The organism is Arthrobacter sp. ATA002 (assembly GCF_026898095.1).
GTDB lineage: Bacteria > Actinomycetota > Actinomycetes > Actinomycetales > Micrococcaceae > Arthrobacter_B.
The window spans coordinates 1,471,184-1,490,479 of sequence record NZ_CP114015.1 but is presented as its reverse complement, the minus strand read 5'-3'; the positions used below and the strand labels follow the sequence as shown (position 1 = coordinate 1,490,479).

Here is a 19,296-nt window from a genome sequence, read left to right as displayed (position 1 = left end):
TCGCCATGTTTGGCAGGCCCAGCTATTAAGGGTACCAAGGCGCCTTGGGTAATCGCCGCAAAACTCTTAGCAGTTCCGCGCGGCTGATGGCAGGCTGTAACCATGACTGATTCCTCCCCACTTCGCACCCTTGATTCTTGGCGGCACCGGCGACCTCGCCAAGCGCCTGCTGCTGCCCGGGCTGGGCCAGCTGATCGGCAGCGGCCGCGCGCCGGCTGAGCTGCGCGTCGTCGGATCCGGCTCCCGGGACTGGAACGACGGCACCTGGCAGGACCTGCTGACGGAGGCCTTTGCCGCTGCCCGCGGCGAGGCCGGCGACGACGGGCGGGAGGCGCTCGACGCCGCCGTCCGGAACGGCAGCTACCTGCAGGTGGACCTCAAGGACCCGGAACGGCTGGTGCGGGACATGGGCAGCCTGGATGCACCGCTGGCCGTGTACTTCGCGCTGCCGCCGGAAGTGACACAGTCCACCGTGGCCGCGCTGAAGCCGGGAGACCTGCCCGAAAACACCCGTCTGGTGCTCGAAAAGCCGTTCGCCAGCGACGAGGCGTCGGCGCGAGAACTGAACCGGATGCTGGCGGATCTGCTGCCGGAGAGCCACATTTACCGGGTTGACCACTTCCTGGGCATGGCCACGGTCATGAACGTCCTGGGGCTGCGGTTCACCAACCGCATTCTGGAGCCGGTGTGGAACAACCTGCATGTCGAACGCGTCGAGATTCTCTTTGACGAGGAGCTTGGGCTGGAGGACCGGGCGAAATACTACGACGGCGCCGGCGCCCTGCGCGACATGATCCAAAGCCACCTGCTGCACACCATGGCGGTCATCGCGATGGGTCCCCCGGCGACCCTTGGCGAGCGGGATGTGCGCGACCAGATCGCCGCCACGCTACGGGCCTCCCGGGTGCCGGAGGACTATGAACGCAGTACCCGCCGTGCCCGCTGGACTGCGGGAGAGATTGACGGCGAAGAGGTTGAGGCCTATGTAGACTCCCCCGGCGTGGATCCGGACCGGGAAACCGAAACGCTCGCTGAGGTGGAAATCCGGATTGAGAACGACCGCTGGGCTGGGGTGCCGTTCATCCTGCGCTCGGGCAAGGCCCTGGGCAAAACCCGGCAGGAAGCCGTCATCACCTTCAAGCCGGTCAATCACCTGCCCGGCGGATTCACCGGTTCAGCGGGCGAAGCGTCGCGGCTGCGGATATCGTTCGCCCCAGCCCGCCTGGAACTGGAGCTCAACGTCAACGGTCCGAAGAACGTCTTCACGCTTGAGCGGACCGGACTCAGTGCGCCCATGCACAAATCGGCGATGACTCCGTACGGCGAAGTGCTCGACGGAATCCTTTCGGGTGACCCCCTCGTTTCCGTGCGTGCGGACATCGCGGAGGAGTGCTGGCGGATCGTGGACCCGGTACTGAAGGCGTGGGCCGACGGCGAGGTGGCCCTGGAAACGTATCCGGCCGGAAGCATGGGCCCGGCGGAGTGGGAATCGAGCCGTACGAATCTTTAGTGGAGTATCTAGCTTCCTGGCCGGCCGCCGAGCTGCTGACTGCGGCCGGTCAGGTGGCACCTGCTGCCGTCTAATAAGCCCGCTTTCGAATTTCCTCTGGTGTGCTGTGGATAACTCCGATACGTTGCGGACCAACTCGTAGCATTGGCCTCACATCCAGTCCCGCACCATTTTTCCGGGGTAATTCGATGATCCGCACTTCCGCCCGTTCCGTTGTTCCTGTCAGCCGGTTCGGCGCGCTTGGACTGGCTGCCGTTTTGGTGTTGGGCGGATGTTCCGGATCCGGCGGCGACCCCAACGCCGAGGCCGCCGAGAATGGCTCAAGCAGTCCGTCAGCCACGGAAAGCTCCGGCCCGACCGAAAGCGCTTCGCCCTCTGCATCTGCATCGCCGACTCCGACCGCCGCTTACAAGCCGGCGACCGCTGAGGGCCCGGCCGAGAATGTGCCTCTGCCGGTTATGCCTGAAATTGCGAAGGAAGAGTCGAAGGAAGGTCTGGAGGCTTTCGGGGACTACTGGTTCAGCTTGATCAACTACGGATACGAAACTGGAGACGCAGCCCCGGTGAGGGAAATAAGCGCACCGGAGTGTTCAATCTGCCAATCGTTCTACGCAGATCTAGAAGAAGGTTACGTCAACGACGATTGGATCCAGGGAGGAAAACTTACCGTTCTCTCAAGCGGTACCGAGTTCGTAAAAACACCTGAAGGGCGCTATCAACTGCTCCTATCTGTTATTCAAGAAGCAGGTGCAAATCGCGGACCGAACGGCAAAGTCTATGGGCAGGGCCCTGCTGATGAAGCATCAACGGCACAGATCATGGAGGCTACATATGATTCAGGCCACTGGGTAGTGAACTTAGTTGAAAACATGTGAGAGCGAAAATGCGGCCGCCTACCAGGAGAGTTTTGGGCTCAATTCTAGTCACCACGTTTGTTTGTAGCATATTCAATCTTACCGGCCCCCATGCTATCGGTGCCGGGGAAGATTGGGGGGAATGGAAAGAGAAAGAGATCGGGATCGGGGGCTGGAGTAGAGCACCGGGAACGGATGTTTGGAGCGACCTGCCAACCTTGGGCAATGACGGATACATCTATTCGTATGAGCCCGTGTGTTTTAGGGGTGACGTCGGAGATGTTCTATGTCTAGACGCAAATCCTTGTGTCGAAGGGCCTAGCGGCCAATATGTTCTCTGGAAACGAGCGTTGAGAGTAAGTCCTCCCGAGTGGCAAAACTTCCCGGACAATGGTCCTACTTGCGTATACTCGGAGAATCCCGAAGAACTTTTAGAAGAAGTTACCGCACGCCTCCTTTCAGAATTCCAGGAACATCCGGTGACCGCCGGCGAAGTGCGAGCCCAGCCCGGGCCCTACACGATGATTGGTGCCGAGACCAACGTCTACGTTGATTCGCAGATACAAGTAATCAGCACTGAGATTCTGGGTCAAGATATCAAGATTACTGCGACGCCAACAGAGTATGTCCTTCACTACGGCGACGGGACCAGCAGCGACCTATCCTTCGATCCGGGTTCACCCTTGCCTGAGTCCGGCGTGGGACAACCAACCGCGACAAGCCATGTCTACACTTCAACCGGTGACTTCGAAATGTACGCCACGGTCTACTTCACGGCAGTTTATTCAATGAATGGCGGTCCCGACATATCAATTGATGGTCGCGGTATATTCGATACGCCCGCCCAACCTGTAAGTGTCTGGAAATCCGAATCCCGCAGCGTCGCCGACGATTGTCTGGTGAACCCCGCTGGCTACGGCTGCTGATCCCGCAGTTCTCAGCTGGCGATGCGACTGAGATGGCGCCCCGAAAATGGCAACCATCAGGGTGAGACGACGATTACCTTCCACCCTGGCGACTTGTGGAAAACGCTGTGCGCCTTGACCCAGCACCTTAGCATTGGCATCACGTCCAGTCCCGCACCATTTTTCCCGGGGGTAATTCGATGATCCGTACTTCCGCCCGTTCCGTTGTTCCTACAAGCCGCTTCGGAGCGCTTGGACTGGCTGCCGTTTTGGTGCTGGGCGGATGTTCCGAATCCGGCGGGGAGCCCAACGCCGGTGCTGCCGGAATCGCCTCGAGTAGCCCGTCTGCCAGTGAAAGCTCGGGCCCAACCGAAAGCGCTGCGCCCTCTGCAACGCCAACCCCGGCGGCCGCGTACAAGCCGGCGACCGCTGAGGGCCCAGCCGAGAATGTGCCGCTGCCGGTGATGCCGGACATTGCGAAAGAAGAGTCTAAAGAAGGGTTGGTGGCCTTCGGCGACTACTGGTTTAGCTTAGTGAATTACGGGTTCGAAACCGGAGACTCAGATCCGGTATGGGAAATAAGTGCACCGGACTGTGCACGGTGCGAAATATTCTATACGGATCTAGAAGAAGGATATATCAATGATGACTGGATCCATGGCGGGAAAATCAATATCAACTCTTCTGGAACCCAGTTTGTAAAAACTCCCGAGGGACGCTATCAGCTATTGCTCTCAATTAGACAAGATGCGGTTGCCAACCGAGGCCCGAACGGCAAAGTGTTTTTTGAGGCTCCAATTGACAAGACAACCACAGCCCAAATAATGGAGGCGACCTACGTCTCGGATCACTGGGTAGTGAACCTGGTTGAGAACATGTGACGGCATGTATCGGAGAAAGGGATCCCGCCCGCGCAACCCGACCGGGCCGCGGCCTGCACCCATACAAGAAGACCCCTCGGGCGGCGGCAGCTGCGCCGCCGAACCCAAGAGGTCTTCATGTCGTAATCAGGAGCGGACGTTGGAAGGAAGGCCCCGTCCGCGAAACCCGCGCGCCTGCCGGCGCCTACAGGGCGGAGTCCCCGCGTTCGCCGGTGCGGACCCGGAGAGCTTCCTCCACGTTGACCACCCAGACCTTGCCGTCGCCGGCGCGGCCGGTGTTGGCGGTGGAGACCAGCACGTCCACAATGTCGTTGAGCCATTCGTTGGCCACCAGGACCTCGATGCGGATCTTCGGCAGCAGGTCCACGGTGTATTCGGCGCCGCGGTAGACCTCGGTGTGGCCGCGCTGGCGCCCGTAACCGTTGGCCTGGCTGACGGTCAGGCCCTGCACGCCGTAGGTTTCCAGGGAGCCGCGGACGGCGTCGAGCTTTTCGGGCCGGACAATGGCCGTTACGAGTTTCATGAGTTGATGCTCTCCTTCGTGGCGGTGCGGACGGTCTCGTGCGTGGGCCGGAAGGAACCGCCCACACCCAGGCCGCCGAATTCGTAAGCCGTTTCTGCGTGTTCGCTGAGGTCCACGCCGTTGACTTCCTGCTCCTCGGACACCCGGAAGCCGATGGTCTTGTGGATGGCCAGGCCGATCACCAGGGTCAGGACCGCGGAGAAGACGATCGCGACGACCATGGCAACCAGCTGTGCACCGAGCTGCGCGAAGCCGCCGCCGTAGAACAGGCCGCCGCCTTCACCCTCGACCGGCAGGGCAATGAAGCCCAGTGCCAGGGTGCCGACGATGCCGGCCACCAGGTGTACGCCGACGACGTCGAGCGAGTCGTCATAGCCGAGCTTGTACTTCAGGCCGACGGCGAGCGCGGAGAGGACTCCGGCCACCAGGCCGAGGCCGACGGCGCCGAGCGGGCTCACGCTGGCACAGGCCGGGGTGATGGCCACCAGGCCGGCAACAATTCCGGATGCGGCGCCGAGCGACGTCGGGCGTCCGTCCCGGATCCGTTCGATCAGCAGCCAGCCGACCATGGCAGCGGCCGGAGCGGCCATGGTGTTGACCCAGATCAGGCCAGCTTCCTCGGCGGTGCCGGCGGCGCCGCCGTTGAAACCGAACCAGCCGAACCAGAGCAGGGTGGCGCCCAGCATCACGAAGGGAATGTTGTGGGGGCGCTGGCTCGGGTCCTTGCCGAAGCCCTTGCGCTTGCCGATGATCAGGGCCAGGACCAGGGCTGCCACACCGGCGTTGATGTGAACCACGGTGCCGCCGGCAAAGTCGATGGCCTCCCCGACCACCGAGCCGATGGCTCCCTCTTCACCAAGCAGTCCGCCGCCCCAGACCATGAAGGCCAGCGGGCAGTACACCAGGGTCACCCAGACCGGAACGAAGACGGCCCAGGCGCTGAACTTGGCGCGGTCCGCAATCGCGCCGCTGATCAGGGCCACCGTGATGATGGCGAAGGTGGCGCCGAAGCCGGCGCTGATGAGGTCTTCGGTGCCGATCAGGGACTCAAGTCCAAAGGAAGTGAAGGGGTTGCCGAACAGCCCGCCCACGCCGTCGCCCCCGGTCATGGAGAAACCCCACAGCACCCAGACAACCCCCACCAGTCCGATGGAGACAAAGCTCATCATCATCATGTTCAGTGCGGCCTTGGCGCGGGTCATCCCGCCGTAAAAGAATGCCACTCCGGGCGTCATGAGCAGCACCAGTGCCGCCGAAATCATCACCCAGACGTGACCTGCTGACAGATCCATCTCCACGTCCCTTCACGTACCGCGGGCCCTTCCCGCACCATGAACTTTGCCGGGGCAAGATTTCGGTCTTCGCCCGGGCTGATTGCCGGGACATTACAAACCCGCCGTTGATGTAAAAACTCCGCGTCGGCGATGTTTCCACAGCGTTTCGGCGGACGGCGGCCAGCGAAGTGCAGGGGTGACGGCGGGGCGTATGGTGTCCGTGCCCGCGGCTAGGATGGTCCCTAAGTCTCACAACCGGAGGTACAACCTTTATGCCCGAGCAGTTTCCGCCATCGGGCGGCCCGGATTCCCCGGCCGCCGACGACGGCAAGAACAAGACCCCAGGCAAGAACAAGAAGAAAACGTGGATCATCTCCGGGACAGCTCTTGTAGCCGTGCTGGCCGCCGGCGCCGTCGTCGCACCCATGGTGATGAACGACGACGCACCCGCCCCCGCCGCTGCACCCTCCCCCACCGGAACTCCCTTCACAGTGACGCCGACACCCACGCTGCCCCCGGCGCCGGCAGTCACCTACTACGACCAGACCGGGCCGCCGGCCGGATCACCGCAGAATCCCGTGGAGCCGCTGAGCATCACTGTGGCCGCGGAAACCACCGGCACCGCACTGCCCGACGGGCTGATCGGGCTCTCCCTGGAAGCCACCGACCTGGCCGATCCCTCCCTGTCCGGCGACAATCCGGAAATGGTCCAGTCCATTTCCGGACTCGGCCGGCCCCTGCTGCGCTTCGGCGGCAACGCCGTGGACCGGCGCTTCTTCTGGACCTCCGCCGGTGAGGCCATTCCCGGAAACCTCTCCGGTGACAAGGCGCACCCGGTGCGCGCTGTAACTCCGGCGGACCTGGAACGGGTCAACACCCTCCTGGAAGCCGTCGACGGGCAGATCGCCCTGACCGTGGATCTGGGCAACTATGATCCGGCCCGCGCCGCCGACATGACCAAATACGCGGCTGCGGCCTTCGGCGAGCGCCTGGTCGGCATCACCGTGGGCAATGAGCCCAACGGCTTCGCCAAGACCGGGCTGCGGGACTCCGGCTACGGCATTGAGGACTACCTGACCGAACTGCAGGCCTACGCCGCAGCAATGCACGCCGTGGCCCCCGAAGTCCCCATCGTGGGCCCGGGAACGTACGAGCAGACCTGGTGGGGTCCGTTCGCCGAGGTGGAACTGCCGCAGAAGAAGATCCTCTCCTTCCACCACTACCCGTTGTCCTCCTGTGAAGGGTCCGATCCGCTGGGTGAGCCCATCATGGCCAACCTGACCACCCGGCACCTGCACGACCACGCCAACAATTTCCGCGCCGCAGCCATGGAGCCGGCAAGGCAGGCCGGCCTGGAGACCTGGATCCCGGAGACCGGCATCTCCGCCTGCCCCGGATCCAACGAAACCACCAAGACCCACGCCTCGGCCATCTGGAGTGCCGACTACGCCCTGAGTGCCGCACAGATGGGCATTTCCCGGGTCTCGTTCCACAGCTCGCTGATCACCTGCACGGGCGGTCCGCCCATGTCCGCCATCTGCACCGGCGGCGCCTACCTGCAGCCCAACGGAGCAGTGGATGAACGGGCCAACTACTACGGCCTGTCCATGGTCGCCGAAATGCCGGCCGGTGAATTCCTCAAACTGGACACCGCCGGCGGCGGCCTCGCGTACCCGTACGCCGTGCGGCACGCCGACGGCAGCGTCAGCGTGGTCGTGGTGAACAACAACAATCCCGAGACCGATGCCCAGGCGGCCGTCACCCTTGAACTTCCGGGCAAGGCCCTGACCGGCACCATGTCCCAGATGACGGGTACCTCCTACAGTGCGGAGGACGGCACGCTGATCGACGGCGCCCCCGCCGAGGGCACTCCGGCCGCCGAGCGGCTGACCGTGCCGGGCTTTGAATACGGCTCCAGCACGCAGACCTTCGCGCTGACCGCCGGAACGGTGACGGTCCTGAACTTCACGTTCTAACCGCCGCACTTTCCGCCGAACTCCGTTCCACCAAGGGGCTCCGCACTTCCGAAGGAAGTGCGGAGCCCCTTGCGCGGGTGGCGCGGCTTAGCCCAGCAGTGCGTCCACGAAGCTCTCGGCTTCGAACGGTGCCAGGTCATCGGCGCCCTCGCCCAGCCCGACGAGCTTCACCGGCACGCCCAGCGTGCGCTGGATCGCGACGACGATGCCACCCTTGGCGGTGCCGTCCAGCTTGGTCAGCACAATGCCGGTGATGTTGACGACCTCGGAGAAGACCTTCGCCTGCATCAGGCCGTTCTGGCCGGTGGTGGCGTCCAGGACCAGCAGGACCTCATCGACCTCGGCCTGCTTTTCGATGACGCGCTTGACCTTGCCCAGCTCGTCCATCAGGCCCACCTTGTTCTGCAGGCGCCCGGCAGTGTCGACCAGGACCACGTCCACCTCGCCGTCGATTCCGGCTTTCACGGCTTCGAAGGCAACGGACGCAGGGTCGGCGCCGTCGACGTCGGAGCGCACGGTGGGCACGCCCACGCGCTGTCCCCAGGTGGCCAGCTGCTCAGCGGCGGCCGCGCGGAAGGTGTCAGCGGCGCCCAGCACCACGTCCTTGTCCTCAGCCACCAGCACGCGGGCGAGCTTGCCCACCGTGGTGGTCTTGCCGACGCCGTTCACGCCCACCACCATCACGACGGCCGGCTTGTCCGCGTGCCGGGTGACGGCCAGGGAACGGTCCATGGTCGGATCCACGAGCTTGATCAGCTCCTCGCGGAGCATCTGATGGACTTCCTGCGGGTCGCGGCTGCCGGAAATCTTGACCCGCTCGCGCAGGGCATCCACCAGTTCCATCGTCGGTTCGGTGCCGAGGTCCGCCAGCAGCAGCGTTTCCTCGATCTCGTCCCAGACATCCTCGTCAATCTTGTCGCTGGACAGCAGCGCCAGCAGCGCCTTGCCCAGGGCATTGTTGGACTTGGACAGCCGCGCGCGCAGCCGGGCCAGCCGGCCCTGCACCGGTTCCGGAGTCTCCACCGTCGGAGCCTCGGGAGCGGGAGCCGCTTCCTCCAGGCCACGCAGGTCATCGGGAATGACGACGTCGGTGTCCGCCGGCGGCGGGGTGCCCGCGGGCGGCGCATCCAGGACATCGGTGCCGGCGGCATGCGCGCCTGCTCCGGTCACCGGATCATTGGCGTCACGGGTGGTGGGGTACATGCCCTTGGGAGTGCGTCGGGTCCGACCAGCAGAGCTGCCACGGAACCAACGACCGCAAGGGCGACGACCACATAGATCACAATCGCAAGAGTCTCATTCACGCTCTTTAGCATGTCACACCGGTGTGTTTCCGGGCACCCGGCGGGCCCTGCGGCGGCGCTCCGTTCCGGACGGAGGCGGGATCCCCGGAAGGCGCGCCGGTCTGAGAGAATCTAGGCATCATGGTCCGTGCCCCCGTCTCGCGATACCGCGGGAAATCAAAGTCCTTATTGCCGCCGCCTTCGTCATCGCCCTGGGCTTCGGCCTCGTCGCCCCGGTGCTGCCGCAATTCGCCCAGAGCTTCAATGTGGGCGTCGCCGCGTCCTCCGTCATCGTCAGTGCCTTTGCCTTCACCCGGCTGGTCTTTGCGCCGGCCGGCGGAGCCCTCCTGGAAAAGTTCGGCGAGCGCCCGGTCTACATCGCCGGTTTGCTCATCGTCGCCGCCTCCACCGGAGCGTGTGCCTTTGCCGAAAGCTACTGGCAGCTGCTGGTCTTCCGGGGACTGGGCGGCATCGGCTCGACCATGTTCACCATTTCGGCCATGGCACTGATCATCCGGCTCGCCAAGCCGGCGGTGCGCGGCCGTGTTTCCAGCGCCTACGCATCCTCGTTCCTGCTGGGCAACATTGCCGGCCCGCTCGCGGGCGGGCTCATGGCCGGGTTCGGGCTGCGCGTGCCGTTCCTGGTGTATGCCGGCGCGCTCGTCGTGGCGGCCGCCGTCGTCGCCCTCCAGCTCAAGGACGCCCGGCTGGCCGAGGGTGAAACCAAGCCCGCACCCCGTCCGGTGCTCACCGTCCGCGAAGCCCTGGGTGATTCCGCCTACCGGGCAGCGCTGGCCTCGAGCTTCGCCAACGGGTGGTCCTCCTTTGGCGTGCGCAACTCCCTGCTGCCGCTGTTCGCCGCCGCCGCCCTGTCCGCGGGCCCTGAAATCGCCGGCATCTCGCTGACCGCGTTTGCCGTGGGCACCGCCGTGGTTCTGACCTTCTCCGGCCGGCTGGCGGACAGCTGGGGCCGGCGTCCTCTCATCTTGACCGGCCTGGCCGTGAACGCGCTGGCCACCGCCGCGATCGGCTTCAGCACCAGCGTGCCGATGTTCCTGGTGGTCTCGGTGATCGCGGGCATGGGCACCGGGCTGCTGAATCCGGCGCAGCAGGCCGCCGTCGCCGACGTGGTGGGCAACGACCGCAGCGGCGGCAAGGTGCTCGCGACGTTCCAGATGGCCAGCGACAGCGGAGCCATCGTCGGGCCCATCCTGGCCGGCCTGCTGGCCGACTATCTGGGCTTCGGCTGGGCCTTCGGCGTCACCGGAGCCATCGTCATCATGGCGTGCTTCGCCTGGATCGGCGCCCGGGAAACCCTGGAGCCGGAGGTTAGCGTGCCGGCACCGGGCGCCGCTGGTGCCCCTGCACCCGGGGCTCCCGACGCACCCGGTGTTCCGGATGCTTCCGGTGCTTCCGGTGCTTCCGGCTCGCAGCGCCCGCAGCCGAAGTCCGCTTCCGCACCTGATACGCAGTCCGGCCCGTCCCGCACTACGATCGAAGAATGAAGCCTTTCCTGCTGCTGGCCTCCCGGGCCGAGGACGCTGCCGCCACCGAAGAGTATGAAGCGTTCCTGCGTTTCGGAGGCCTGCAGCCTGAGCAGCTGCACCGCATCCGGCTCGAGGCCGGACCGCTGCCTGCCCTCGACCTGGACCGGTACAGCGGCATTTTCGTCAGCGGCAGCCCGTTCAACGCCAGCGATCCGGACAGCGCGAAGTCGGAGCTGCAGCTTCGGGTGGAAAGCGAACTGGGGATACTGCTCGACGAGGTGGTGGAGCGGGACTTTCCGTTCCTGGGCGCCTGCTACGGGGTGGGGACGCTGGGCCGCCACCAGGGCGGAATCGTGGACCGGCAGTTTGGCGAGGCCATCGGAGCCGTGGATATCAAGCTCACCGGCGAGGGCCGGCTTGATCCGCTGCTTGAAGGGGTTCCGGATTCCTTCAGCGCCTTCGTGGGCCACCGAGAAGCCATTTCCGTGCTGCCGCCCAACGCCGTGAACCTGGCCGGTTCCGCCACCTGCCCGGTGCAGATGTTTCGGATCAAGGACAACCTCTACGCCACACAGTTCCATCCTGAACTGGACGTCCCCGGGCTGCTGACCCGCATCACCGTTTACCGGCACGCCGGGTACTTTCCGCCCGAGGAGGCCGACGCCGTCCGCGCCTCGGTGCACGGAGCCGACGTCAGTGTTCCGCCGTTGATCCTGCGCAATTTCGTGCTCCGCTACGCCCGGTAATCCGGCGCATCCCATAGGCACTTCCATTGTCGGGATCGTGCCGCTTAGGGACATCCATTGTCGGAATCGTGTTGCTTAGGCACGTCCAATGTCGGAATCGTGTTGCTTAGGCACATCCATTGTCGAGCTCACACCGATCCAGAACGTTCATTCCCGCAGGAGCTCTACACTCGACGGAGGATTCCCGCAGGAGCTCTACACTCGACGGAGTTAGCCGGCAGGAACTCGACACTCGACGGGGCGGGTGGACGCAGGAACCCGACACTCAGCCGGCCGGCTCGGACGCTTTCTTGAGCCGCTGGCTGATGACCGTGGATACGCCGTCGCCCTGCATCGTGACGCCGTACAGCGCATCGGCAACTTCCATGGTCCGTTTCTGGTGGGTGATGACGATCAGCTGGCTGGACTCCTTCAGCTCTTCGAAGATCGTGATCAGCCGTCCCAGGTTGGTGTCGTCCAGTGCGGCTTCCACCTCGTCCATGACGTAGAACGGCGAGGGCCGGGCCTTGAAGATCGCCACGAGCAGGGCCACGGCGGTCAGTGACCGCTCGCCGCCGGACAGCAGGGACAGGCGTTTGATCTTCTTGCCCGCGGGACGGGCCTGGATCTCGATTCCGGTGGTGAGCATGTCGTCCGGATCGGTGAGAACCAACCGGCCTTCCCCGCCCGGGAACAGCGTGGCGAACACCCGCTCGAACTGCTCGGCGGTGTCCCGGTACGCCGCCGTGAACACCTGTTCCACCTGCCGGTCCACGTCCTTGATGATGTCCAGCAGGTCGCGCCGGGTCGCCTTGAGGTCCTCCAGCTGGGTGCTCAGGTACGTGTGCCGTTCCTCCAGGGCGGCGAACTCCTCCAGCGCCAGCGGGTTCACCCGGCCCAGCGCGGCGAGGTCGCGCTCCGCCTGCTTCAGCCGCTTTTCCTGCACCGCCCGGTCATAGGGCACCGCGGTCAGCAGCGGGTTTCCGTCGTCGTCCACGGGCGCGTGCAGCGCCGCCCACTTATCACCCGCCCCGGCTTCCGCTTCCGCGGGGACCGGAACCGGCTGGTCCGGACCGAACTCCGCCACCAGATGATCGGGTGTTAGTCCCAGTTCCTCCACGGCGCGCGTTTCCAGTGCCTCGATCCGCAGCTGCTGCTGCGCCCGGACCAGTTCGTCGCGGTGCACTGAGTCGGTGAGCCGGGCAACTTCGGCGGCGGCATCTGCGGCGGTGGTGCGGACGGCGCCCAGCTCGGCGTCCAGGGCGGTGCGCGCGGCTTCGGCGGTGTCCCGCTCGGACGCCGCCGAAGCCAGGGACACCTCCAGGAAGCGCAGCACCTCCCGCGCCGCCTCCGCAACCGCCGCGGCCTTCGCCGCCTGCAGGGCACGACGCCGGGCCCGGACTTCCGCGGCGGCCCGCGTCCGGCGTTCAGTCTCCGCAGCGCGTTCGAGTCCGGCGGCCCGGCCGGCTACCGCCTTGTGCTGCTCCTCCGCGCTGCGCAGCGCCAGGCGTGCCTCGGTTTCCGCGCGGCGGGCGGCGGCAGCGGCGAGCGCCAGGGCCTCCCGGTGTTCGGTGGACGGTTCCTCGTCCGCCGGCGCTTCGTCCGCGGCGGCCAGCCGGGCCTCGGCCTCAGCCAGCGCTTCCTGTTCCCGAACTAGGTTGGCCTCGGCCGCACTGACCAGCCGCTGCAGGCGGTCCGATTCCCCCGCCGCAGAGCGCAGCGCCGAACCCAGCGTGCCGAGCCGTTCCGCGACGGCGGCCAGCCGTGCGTCGGAGTCGTGCAGCGCAGCCAGCGCCGTATCCGTGCGCACCTGGGCGGCATCGCGGCGCGCCGCGGCGCCGGACAGGGCAAAACCGGCCTGTTCCGACCGGGCCGCAGCAGCACGGATCCGTTCTTCAGTCTCGTCCACCGCCGCCTGCAGCTCCAGCAGACCGGGTGCCGAGGCGGACCCGCCGTGCCCGGCATACACCGAAAGGACCTCTCCCCCGGCGGTCACGGCCTTCAGCTCCGGCCGGACGGCAAGGACGTCGGCTGCAGCGGCCAGCGACTCCACGATGACCACGCCGTCCAGCAGTTCCTCCAGCGTGCGCTGCAGCTCCGCCGGCGCCTGCACTGCGTCGAGGGCCCAGAAGGCCCCGTCAGCCGGGGCCGGTCCGCGCCGGCTGTCCGCCGCCTGCCCCACGCCGGCACCCTCGACAGCGCCGGCACCACCGGCACCCGCGCCGTCAGCGCCCGCACCCTCGACGGCGCCCGCACCGCCGGAAGCGCCACCCGCACCACCGGAAGCGCCATCCACGGCACCGGCCTCCCCCGTGGCCAGCACCAGGTCCACCTGCCCGCCTTCGGCGTCGCGCAGGTGGGTCAGCACACGCACCGCGGCTCCGGGGCCGGTCACCGCCACGGCGGCAGCGGCCGCACCGAGGGCAGCCGTCACTGCTCGTTCGCAGCCGGAGCGGACGGTGAGCATCGCGGCGAACGGCCCCAGGACGCCGTCGAGCCCTGAGTCCAGCAGCAGCGCCGAGCCGTCCCTCCGGTCCAAACCCACACGCAGCGCATCGCGGCGCGCCGTCAGCGTTTCACGTTCACGCTCGGCCTGCTGTTTGGTGCGGCGCAGGTCCTCCAGCGCCGCTGCGGCGGCGTCGAGTTCGGCCAGCGCGTCCTCGTATTCCGCGTCCAGCCCCTCTTCGCTTTCCTCGGCACCGGCTGCGGAGTTCTCGAGTGCCGTGAATTCCTGCTGTGCCTGCCGGCGCCGCTCCTCGCCTTCGGTGATGGAAGCGCGCAGCCGGCCCAGCTCCGCCTCGGCCGCTTCCACCCGGGAGCGGGCGGCGCCCACCGCACCGGAGATGCGGGCGAGGCCCTCGCGGCGGTCCGCTGCGGCCCGCAGGACGGCAGCCAGGCGCTGCTCTTCGGCGGCAGCCTCAGCTTCCGCGGCGGCCCGGAGCTCTTCCGCGTCCGCCAGCACCCCTTGCCGGTCTTCAATCGTTTCCTGCAGTGCCGCAGCTTCAGCGCGGACCCGCTCGGCGGAGGCCTGCAGCCGCTCCGGATCGGAGCCGGAATCCGCACGCTGTTCGGACGCGCCCAGCAGCCGCTGCCGTTCGTCGGCCAGGGCCGCCAGGGACAGGTACCGCTCCCGCAGCGACGACAGGGCATACCAGGCGTCCCGGGCCGCATTGACCCGCGGCGTGGCCTCCGCTGCGAGTTTCTCCAGCTCATCCTGGCGGGCGCGGGCGCCGGCCAGAACTGCCGCTGCTGCGTCCCGCCGGGCCAGCAGCGCCGTTTCCTCGGCCTCGTCCCGGGCCAGCGCACTGGTCAGCGTCACCAAGTCGTCGGCGAGCAGCCGGGCCCGGGCGTCGCGGGCGTCCTGCTGCACGGTGCGGGCACGGCGGGCGACGGCGGCCTGTTTGCCCAGCGGACCGAGCTGGCGGCGCAGCTCAGACGTCAGGTCCGTCAGGCGGGCCAGGTTCGCCTGCATCGCGTCGAGTTTCCGCACCGTCTTTTCCCGCCGGCGGCGGTGCTTAGGATTCCGGCGGCTTCTTCGATGAAGCCCCGGCGCTCCTCGGCTCCGGCGTGCAAAATCCGGTCCAGCTGGCCCTGCCCGACTATGACATGCATCTCCCGGCCAAGACCCGAATCGGAGAGCAGCTCCTGGATATCCAGCAGCCGGGCGGGGGAACCATTGATGGCATATTCGGAACCGCCGGACCGGAAGAGGGTCCGGGAAATGGTGACTTCGGAGTATTCGATCGGCAGGGCGCCGTCGGCGTTGTCGATGGTCAGGGACACCTGGGCGCGGCCCAGCGCCGGCCGGCCGCTGGTGCCCGCGAAAATCACGTCCTCCATCTTGCCGCCGCGCAGGGTCTTGGCGCCCTGTTCCCCCATGACCCACGCCAGGGCGTCCACCACGTTGGACTTGCCGGACCCGTTGGGCCCCACCACAGCGGTTACCCCGGGTTCGAACTCGAACGTGGTGGCTGATGCGAAGGATTTAAATCCACGCATGGTCAGCGTCTTCAAATGCACGGGGGGCCAATCTTTCCTGCTGTCGGGTGATTCCTTAAATCTACTTGGTGCCTGAGACTTAACTGCAGTACTCGCAGAGCGTAATCCCGGCCCGCGCGTCCCTTCAGTCCCAGCGGGAACGTAGGATTCTCTAAGGAACAAGTGAATCAGGACGTGGATGCAGGCTCCCCTCAGCCAGCCAGCGCGATCACTTCAGCAGGAGACAAGGCAGGCATTTTGACCGGGAACTTCAACTTCCAGCATAAAAACACGGCCCTTCTCAGCGTCACGAGCGTTGAAGCACCGGTGGTTATGACCTCAGCTGAATTCGATGAACGGCTCGCGCCGTCCCTGAAACGGCTGCGGCTCTCCAAACGGCTCCTGGAACGGGTGGCCGGCGTCAGCGAGCGCCGGTGGTGGTCTCCGGGCACTGACTTCGACGACGCCGCCATCGAGGCGGGCGCCAAGGCCATCGCCGAGGCGGGGGTCGAGCCCTCCGAAATCGGGCTGCTCATCAACACCTCGGTGACCCGGCGGAACCTGGAGCCCTCGGTGGCCGTGAAAATCCACCACCAGCTGGGACTGCCCTCGTCGGCCTTGAACTTTGACCTGGCCAACGCATGTCTCGGGTTCGTCAACGGCATGACCCTGGCCGCAAACATGATCGAATCCGGACAGATCAAGTACGCCCTGATCGTGGCCGGCGAAGATGCCCAGGGCACGCAGGAAGCCACCTTCCGGCGCCTGAACAGCCCCGATTCCACCCGCGACGACTATCTGCGCGAATTTGCCACCCTGACCCTGGGCTCCGGCGCCGCAGCCGCCGTCATCGGGCGGGCCGACGAGAACCCCGGCTCCCACCGGATCATGGGCGGCGTGTCCCGGGCCGGCACCGAGCACCACGAGCTGTGCGTCGGCGGCGTGGACGGCATGTACACGGACACCAAGGGACTGCTCGACGGCGGCCTGGAGCTGGTGGTCAACGCCTGGGACGAGGCACACGAGAAGGGCTGGAACTGGCGCTCCATGGACCGCTACGTCACCCACCAGGTGTCCAATTCCTACACCAACGCCATCATTAAGGCGGTGGATCTGGTCCGGGACCGCGTGCCCATCACCTTCCCGCGCTGGGGCAACGTGGGACCGGCGTCGCTGCCGATGACCCTGGCCCAGGAATCCCGCACCCTGAACCCCGGCGACCGGGTGCTCTGCATGGGCGTGGGCTCGGGCCTGAACACGATGATGATGGAGATCGCCTGGTGACGCAGCAGTTGTGGCCCGGCGTTCCGGAATCCTGGTCCTCCCTCGTTCAGGTGCCCTCGACCGCGGCTGTTGACCGTCCCGGCACCGTTCACAAGTGGCACCTGCTCGACAACGGCGCGGACCTCGCGGCCCGCGGCGTCGAACCGGCCGGCACCCTGCTCTGCGTGCACGGCAACCCCACCTGGTCCTACCTCTGGCGCAGCCTTATCGCCGCCGGGTCCACGGCCGACAAGCCATGGCGGGTGGTGGCCGTCGATCAGCTGGACATGGGCTTTTCCGCCCGCACCGGCGCCTTCCGCCGGCTGGAGGACCGCATCACCGACCTCGGCGACCTCACCGGCGCGCTCGGCCTGACCGGCAAGGTCGTGACGGTTGGCCACGACTGGGGAGGCCTCATTTCGCTGGGCTGGGCGCTGAAGCACCGCAGCGTGCTCGCCGGCATCATCCTGACCAACACCGCGGTGCATCCGGCCGGGTTCAACGTGCCGCCGGCGCTGCAGCTGGCCCTGCACCCCGCCGTCCACGGCTGGGGCACGCAGACCACCGACGCGTTCATCCGCGTCACGCATTCCCTGGCACAGCCCGCGCTGGCCCGGGACGTGCGGGCCGCGTTCGCCGCCCCCTACCGCAGTGCCGCGCGGCGCGAGGGCGTCGCGAACTTCGTTGCCGACATTCCGGCCGAGTCCACGCATCCGAGCTGGCGCACCCTGAACCGGGTGGCGGACGGCATCCGGCGCCTGGACGTGCCCGCACTGATGCTGTGGGGACCGAAGGACCCGGTGTTCTCCGACCGCTACCTGCGGGACCTGATGGACCGGCTGCCCAACGCCGACGTGCACCGTTTCGAAGGCGCCAGCCATCTGCTGCCCGAGGACGTGGACATCACCGCGCCGGTCTTCGACTGGCTGGAGAAGGGGCCGGGCACCGAGAACCGCGAGATCCGCGGCCGCGCCGCGGCGGGCCTGTCACTGTTCCGGCCCATGCTGGCGGAACTGGACGAGCGCGACGGCGACACCTCCCCCGCCGTCGTCGACATGGCACCGCTGGGCGCACCCGCGGGCAGCGCCCCGGCCACCCTGTCCTGGGCCGAGCTGACGGAGCGCGTCAACCGGCTCGCCGCCGGGCTGTCCGCCGCCGGGGTCCGCCCCGGGGACCGCGTGAACCTGCTCGTGCCGCCGGGCATTGAACTCACGTCGCTGATTTACGCCTGCCTGCGGCTGGGGGCGGTCATCGTCGTCGCCGACGCCGGGCTGGGCACCAAGGGCCTGAGCCGTGCCATTAAGGGCGCCGGTCCGCAGTACATCATCGGCATTGAACGGGCACTGATCGGCGCGCGGGCCTTCGGCTGGCCGGGCGTGAAGATCAGCGCGCAAACGCTGTCACCGGCCAGGGCCCGGCTGCTCGGGGTCAAGCACTCAGTGCCCGCGCTGATCGCCGCCGGCGAGGGCCGCGACGTGCCGTGGCTGGCGGAGAAGCCCGACGCCGACGCCGCCGTGCTCTTCACCTCCGGTTCCACCGGACCGGCCAAGGGCGTGGTGTACACGCACCGCCAGCTCACCGCCATGCGCGATGCCCTCAAGAACACGTACAACCTGCAGGCCGGCACGTCCCTGGTGGCCGGGTTCGCTCCGTTTGCCCTGCTGGGCCCGGCACTGGGCGCCACCTCGGTCACTCCGGACATGGACGTCACCTCCCCGCGCACCCTGACCGCGGCGGCCCTGGCCGACGCGGCAGCCGCCGTCGGCGCGACCACGGTGTTCGCCTCGCCGGCAGCCCTGGTCAACGTGCTGGCCACTTCCGGGGAGCTGGATCCGGACCAGCGCAAGGCCCTGGCCCGGGTGGAGCTGCTGCTCTCGGCCGGCGCGCCGATTCCGGAACCGCTGCTGGCCCGGGTCTCGGCGCTGGCGCCCAACGCTGAGCTGCACACCCCCTACGGCATGACGGAAGCCCTGCCGGTCACCGACATCAGCCTGGACGGGATCCGCGCCGCGGGCGCCGGCAACGGCGTCTGCGTCGGCACTCCGGTGTCGGGTGCCCTCGTGGCAATCGCGGCGCTGGCTCCGGACGGCAGCGTCGGCGACACACCGCTGGACACCGCCGGTGTGACCGGTGAAATCCTGGTGTCCGCCCCGCACGTCAAGGACCGCTACGACCGGCTCTGGATCACCGAAGCCAAGAGTTCCTCGCTGCCCGGCTGGCACCGCACCGGCGATGTCGGGCACCTCGACGAGGAAGGCCGGCTCTGGGTCGAAGGCCGGCTCGGACACATCCTTACAACGCCCGACGGCGTGGTCACCCCGGTGGCGGCCGAACAGGCCGCGGAGTCAGTGCCCGGCGTCGGGCGTGCCGCCGTCGTCGGCATTGGTCCGGCCGGAGTGCAGGTTCCGGCGGCCGTGCTGGAACTGGAGGAACCGGCCCGCCGAGCCGGAACCGCCCCGCAGGAGCTGGCCGCCGCCGTGCGGACCGCGGTGTCCGCCGCTGCCGGGCTCGACCTGGCCGCCGTGCTGGTGCTGCCGGCGATGCCCACGGACATCCGGCACAATTCCAAGATCGACCGCACCGCACTGGCGGGCTGGGCCGAACAGGTCCTGGCCGGCCAGCCGGCGAAGGTTCCCG

Annotated in this window: 10 protein-coding genes and 3 pseudogenes; 9 read left to right on the top strand and 4 right to left on the bottom strand. The window is 67.1% G+C overall.

Annotated elements, in window-relative coordinates:
• Nucleotides 1-130: 130 nt before the first annotated feature.
• From OL239_RS07375 to OL239_RS07360, 4 genes are all read left to right on the top strand, one after another.
• Nucleotides 131-1,510, top strand: a complete 1,380-nt coding sequence (locus tag OL239_RS07375) for a glucose-6-phosphate dehydrogenase (protein ID WP_268911313.1) — start codon at nt 131-133, stop codon at nt 1,508-1,510.
• A gap of 188 nt (nt 1,511-1,698) precedes the next feature.
• Nucleotides 1,699-2,385, top strand: a complete 687-nt coding sequence (locus tag OL239_RS07370) for a DUF6318 family protein (RefSeq protein WP_268911312.1) — start codon at nt 1,699-1,701, stop codon at nt 2,383-2,385.
• A gap of 458 nt (nt 2,386-2,843) precedes the next feature.
• The gene (locus OL239_RS07365; protein ID WP_268911311.1) at nt 2,844-3,290 is read left to right on the top strand and encodes a hypothetical protein; all 447 of its coding nucleotides are present in this window, start codon (nt 2,844-2,846) and stop codon (nt 3,288-3,290) included.
• A gap of 179 nt (nt 3,291-3,469) precedes the next feature.
• Nucleotides 3,470-4,150, top strand: coding sequence for a DUF6318 family protein (locus tag OL239_RS07360; RefSeq protein WP_268911310.1), 681 nt, complete (start codon nt 3,470-3,472; stop codon nt 4,148-4,150).
• A gap of 184 nt (nt 4,151-4,334) precedes the next feature.
• Here the strand turns inward: OL239_RS07360 and OL239_RS07355 are convergent, their stop codons facing one another.
• Both OL239_RS07355 and OL239_RS07350 read right to left on the bottom strand, forming a co-directional pair.
• Nucleotides 4,335-4,673, bottom strand: coding sequence for a P-II family nitrogen regulator (locus OL239_RS07355; RefSeq protein ID WP_268911309.1), 339 nt, complete (start codon nt 4,671-4,673; stop codon nt 4,335-4,337).
• Nucleotides 4,670-5,965, bottom strand: a complete 1,296-nt coding sequence (locus OL239_RS07350; RefSeq protein ID WP_268911308.1) for an ammonium transporter — start codon at nt 5,963-5,965, stop codon at nt 4,670-4,672. The genes OL239_RS07355 and OL239_RS07350 overlap by 4 nt, the downstream gene beginning before the upstream one ends.
• 254 nt (nt 5,966-6,219) lie before the next feature.
• Between OL239_RS07350 and OL239_RS07345 the strand changes: the two genes are divergently transcribed.
• Entirely contained in the window at nt 6,220-7,923 is a 1,704-nt protein-coding gene (locus OL239_RS07345; protein WP_268911307.1) for a hypothetical protein, read from the top strand.
• An 87-nt stretch (nt 7,924-8,010) separates the two neighbouring features.
• Here OL239_RS07345 and ftsY read toward each other — a convergent pair.
• A pseudogene (gene ftsY, locus OL239_RS07340) lies at nt 8,011-9,227 on the bottom strand (signal recognition particle-docking protein FtsY).
• Nucleotides 9,228-9,328: 101 nt separating this feature from the next.
• Between ftsY and OL239_RS07335 the strand changes: the two are divergent.
• Both OL239_RS07335 and OL239_RS07330 read left to right on the top strand, forming a co-directional pair.
• Nucleotides 9,329-10,711 carry an MFS transporter gene (locus OL239_RS07335; RefSeq protein WP_268911696.1) on the top strand — a complete coding sequence of 461 codons (1,383 nt, stop codon included), beginning with the start codon at nt 9,329-9,331 and terminating at the stop codon, nt 10,709-10,711.
• Nucleotides 10,708-11,439, top strand: a complete 732-nt coding sequence (locus OL239_RS07330) for a glutamine amidotransferase (RefSeq protein ID WP_268911306.1) — start codon at nt 10,708-10,710, stop codon at nt 11,437-11,439. Before OL239_RS07335 ends, OL239_RS07330 begins: the two co-directional genes overlap by 4 nt.
• A 265-nt stretch (nt 11,440-11,704) precedes the next feature.
• Here OL239_RS07330 and OL239_RS07325 read toward each other — a convergent pair.
• Nucleotides 11,705-15,438 (bottom strand): annotated as a pseudogene (locus OL239_RS07325) (chromosome segregation SMC family protein).
• A gap of 216 nt (nt 15,439-15,654) precedes the next feature.
• Here OL239_RS07325 and OL239_RS07320 point away from each other — a divergent pair.
• Entirely contained in the window at nt 15,655-16,680 is a 1,026-nt protein-coding gene (locus tag OL239_RS07320) for a 3-oxoacyl-ACP synthase III (protein ID WP_268911305.1), read from the top strand.
• Nucleotides 16,677-19,295, top strand: a pseudogene (locus OL239_RS07315) (alpha/beta fold hydrolase); the annotation flags it as partial. The gene OL239_RS07320 and the pseudogene OL239_RS07315, both read left to right, overlap by 4 nt.
• Nucleotide 19,296 lies beyond the last annotated feature (1 nt).